Raw genomic sequence first — 4,733 nt, forward strand, 5'->3', positions numbered from 1 at the left:
AAAAGAAGCCCCTGTCTCGGAAACAGTGATAGATCCTCCTGTCATTTGGATGATACCATTGTCTTTTGCCTCAAGTCCGATTGCAGCTTCTTTAATTGTTGTATTGCCATGCAATTCAATTGTACTGTTGGGGCCGTTAGCCCATGCACCTTTTCCATTGCCATCTGCCATTAGAGTGGTATCTATGCCATCAATATATCCACTATTTGCTGCAACTAATGCATTTTTTTTCCCAGTTACAGTTCCCCCAATCATCGTGATTTTGGATTGTGCACCATTTGCATTGAGGCCATATTCATCAGAGGACACTGTAACATTGTTCTTTAAAGTAATTGTAGAGCCTGTACCAGGGTATATTCCATGCTCTTTTGCATTAAAGTATCCTCCTGATACCGTTGTTTGAGAATTATCCAACGCTTCTATACCCACTTTTGCTTGAGTAACTGTTACGTTTTCCAAGATGACTTTACTTTCCTTATAAAGAGCTATTCCTTTTTCCATTAAGTCATCTTTACTGCTCGTTATTGTCACATTTTTCAGCTTGTTTTTATCACTTTTGCTATCTTCGAGAAATAAGCCTACTGTAGGAGCAATAATACCTACTGCATTCATTTTTATTATACCACCGTCTGTTGCCATCACACCGATTTCTTTAGCCTTAATCGTTGATTCTGATAAGTCAAGAAAGCTATTAGGTTCGATAATGCGTACAGTGCTCAACCAGTCGTCCTCCATGTTTTTGCTGTCGTGAATTATTGCTAAATTTTTTCCAATTATTCCACTACCTTTTATCACTATTATACCGCCAACAGTGAAGTTGGATGCTTCCTCAGTTATTCCATGAAAATTCATTAAGATTTTTTCGGCTTTTACATTAGTATGAGCACTAAACAGCGCGATTGTCGCAACAGCTGTACAGGATAGTAAAAATTTTTTAGACATGAAGATTTTCCTTAACTTATAAGCCTCCGCATATTCTCTCCCCGCTTATAAAAAGGATAAAGAACACACAATTTTCATCGGGAGGTTATATTATTTTAACTTTTATATAAAGTATTTATATAATTTTATACTTTATTTATTTTTACATTTATATATTAAATTTATTATTTACTTGTATTCTATAATAAATTTTTATTAAATGGTTTTTTATTTTGTAAATAACTATGTAATTTATAATTTATAAAACAAATTATTAAATATAAACTATTATAATTTCAATCACATAATGAATTTAATATTTGTTTTCTGTATATCTAAAATATATTTATGTATATACTTAAATAATACTTATGATGATTGATAAAGCTTTAGCTCTTCTTTATGATTTCCTGAGCATTTTAGATAAATTGAGTACAAAGCATTGTGTTATGTTTGTTATGCCTGATTGGATTTTCTGCGCAAAAAGGTATTTTGCAGCAGATCTTCTGCCGTAAAGAGGTGAAGGGAATTCCTTTAAAGAAAAGCTAGTACATCTACTGCATGAAGAAGAAAGAGGTTTCTTTAAGGAATAAAAAGGACTTTAGCAGAAAAGAAAAGCAGGGTTTATTTACAAGAGGTAATATCAACAAAAGGGCTACATAATATTATAGAAAATTAAAAAAGCTGCACAATACAGAGTTGTGCAGCCTTTCTGTGCAAACGAACGGGAAAGCAACGCTCGCTTTTACACTTTTTTCAGTCTCATACGCTTGTACATGTGCTTTCCTTCTCATGTAGGGCACAGGCTGCTCTGCTTAAAATAAGAGGTTCCGAGAAGAATTTCCTTTCCTTAAAACTGATAGCGTATACCACCTGAAAAGCTTGCACCACTTATACCAGTTTTCTGAAGCTTTTGTTGATAGCTTACATCANATTTTGTTGATAACTTACATCACCATGAAGCGAGAAATTGTGAGACAGTTGCGCATTAATGCCAACGCCGCCTTCAATTGCAGGTCCCATAGGATCAAGGTCAAAATCTCTGCCAATATGAATGGTACCATCATCACCAANACCATGAAGCGAGAAATTGTGGGAGAGTTGTGCATTGATGCCAACGCCGCCTTCAATTGCAGGTCCCATAGGATCAAGGTCAAAATCTCTGCCAATATGAATGGTACCATCATCACCAAAGGTTTTGATCAAGTTTACTTTTCCATAGAAAGACATAGGACGGTTGTTTTCAGTGGAAATGGTTTTTGTCAAACGTCCACCAATGCGTACTAACCATTGAGAAGGATTTTTCATATCAACGGTAAAATTATCAGCATCTTCAATGGTATTAAACATCAAATGTTGATAGGCAACTTGTGCTTGTGGCTCAAAGGTTAAGCCTTCCATTCCGGTTACAAACTCTTTGCCAACAGTGGTGGAGATACTCAACATTTTGGCATCGTTCAACTTTGCGGTATTGCCTCTGATGGCATTGGCGATATGCCCTTTTAGGATACCATAGGATAAGAGTGCATCGATGTAGAAACCACTGTTATGTTGTATACTGCCATAGGCTGTAATGGCCCATTTATTCAGCGTGTTCTTTCCTGCATCTTTCATGTCCTTTGGTGTGAAAGACAGCTGCCCATAGGTGCCTACAAGACCGAAATGTGTTGTGGTATTTTGCCCTTCAATTGCTGCCAATGTGACACCGGCTTGGAGAGCAGTATAACGAATATCAGCACCATAACCATATTTGAGAGGACCACGCTCAGAAGATAAAGTTCCTGTGCTTCCATAGGTGTAAAGGAAGAAACCAGTTTGTTTCTCCTCTTCTTTTCCTAAGACGGATGTTCTGATATTGGCTAAAAGCGCGTTTTGTTTAGCCATATCCGTTAATCCACTGTAGAAGAGAGCATTTGGCATGACCAAATAGCTTGCTGTTTGTGGTACAAGGGCAACGGTAGGGATATTTGTTTCAGGATCAGGATTNTTGCTGTTTGTGGTACAAGGGCAACGGTAGGGATATTTGTTTCAGGATCAGGATTTGAACCAGAATTGGAGCCAAGCAGCTCGGGTTGTAAACGGAAATCCCAGAATTTTTCATTCTTTTCATCAAAGAGGTTTTGTGCAACATCGGCTTGTCCATGGCTTGACTCTGGTCCATAGGCACGTAGTGTATACATATCCGGTAAGCCATCTCTTGTGGTATAGCCATTTACCAGTTTGAAAGAGTTTTCTTCTGCTTTTCCAGAAACTTGAATGAGTGAAAGACCACGGATATTGGCAGCAGCAGAGGTATTTGCTTCGATATTGTTCTCTTCTAAGCGCCCCGTAACATAAACTGATGTGGTTCCAGAGATATCTCCATGGATCAAAAGTCTATCGGTTTTTTGGTCATTTATTGCAGCACCATCACTCCATTCAGCGTTGAAGTAAATCTTCGCATCATCCGTTGCATTGTAGACTTCTTGCGTGTCTGGTTTACCAGAACCTATATGCAATGTTTGGTAGTGATCTTCTGTTGGTTTCTCAAAAACGATAGAGCTGTTGTTGAGGTTTAGCACAGAAACATCAGAACGAGATCTTTGAGCAATATCAAGTAGATTGCCATCATCATCTTTTTCGTTTGTGCTGGTTTTTACAATCCATTGTGTATTGTTTTGCAAATTAAAGATTGTTTTAGGACTGTTAATAACTTTTGCTCTACCCTCTAATATGGAGTTATCAGAATTGAGTGTAAAAGCTAAATCATTTTCTTCAGCTGAAGCTTTGGTTACTAATAGAACGTCGGCACGGATTTCTGATTTTTTGCCAAGATTGACTGTGCCGGTTGATTCATCTACATTAATTCCAATGCCGTTTTTAATGTGAAGCTTTGCGTTGGTTAAATTGATTTCTGAGGTTGTATCTTCTTCAGGATTTTCAAATTTTATGCCATTTCTCTCTGCTGTTGCAAAAATATTTGTTGCATCAATTTGCCCACCGTTTTCAACAGTCAATGCTGCCTCTTTCCCCGTTATGTTTCCTTTCGTCATTGTGATGGTGGAATCTAGTCCACTTGCATGGAGCCCATAACCATTAGATGATGTAATTTTGGTATCATCGGTTAAAGCAATGGTGCTGCCACTCTCTGCGTTAATCCCTATATCGTTTCCAACAAATGATCCTCCTGATATTTTGATTTTAGAATGATCCATTGCATATACACCGAATTTTGCATTTGTAATGTGTACATTTTTTAAAGTGACATTGCTTGCTTGGGAATTTAATCCTGTAAACACCACTGTTTCATCTTTTTGACTGCTCGATATTGTCACATCTTCCAACTTATTTTCATTGTTTTTACTGTCATAAAAGGTAGCACCAACTGTAGAAGTTGTAATAGTTCCTCCGGTCATTTTAATTATAGCATTTTTTTCTGCATAAAGCCCAAGAAAAGCATGATCAATTTCTGTTCCGTGCAATTCGATCATACTATTAGGGCCGCTGGCATTTGCACCAGCTCCACCACCTGTGGCTACTGAGAGAGAAACATCTATAACATTAATATGTCCACCGTTTTCAGCAGTTAATGCTGCATAAATTCCTCCTTTAACTTTTCCTTTCGTCATTTTGATGGTGCCATTGTCTTTTGCCCGGAGCCCAGTGTTATCAGATGATGTAATTTTAGAATCATTTATAGTGATTGTGCTGCCGTTTTGCGCAAATATTGTTGCTTGTTTTGAATCAAATGAACCTCCAGAGACTGTTATTGTGGAGTGATCATTTGCAAATATGCCTGTGTTTGCTTGAGTGACGGTTACATTGTTTAAAGA

At 37.4% G+C, this 4,733-nt stretch carries 1 protein-coding gene and 1 pseudogene; both read right to left on the reverse strand.

What is annotated here, in order from left to right; genetic code table 11:
- Positions 1 to 942 (reverse strand): right-handed parallel beta-helix repeat-containing protein (locus tag ACFIL2_RS06265; RefSeq protein WP_375680502.1); only part of this gene is annotated, 942 nt, incomplete at its 3' end.
- A 1,053-nt stretch (positions 943 to 1,995) separates the two neighbouring features.
- Positions 1,996 to 4,733 (reverse strand): annotated as a pseudogene (locus ACFIL2_RS06275) (autotransporter outer membrane beta-barrel domain-containing protein); the annotation flags it as partial.

Origin of the sequence: Bartonella sp. AP30XZML (assembly GCF_042195945.1) — a bacterium.
In the GTDB taxonomy this organism is placed as follows: Bacteria; Pseudomonadota; Alphaproteobacteria; order Rhizobiales; family Rhizobiaceae; genus Bartonella.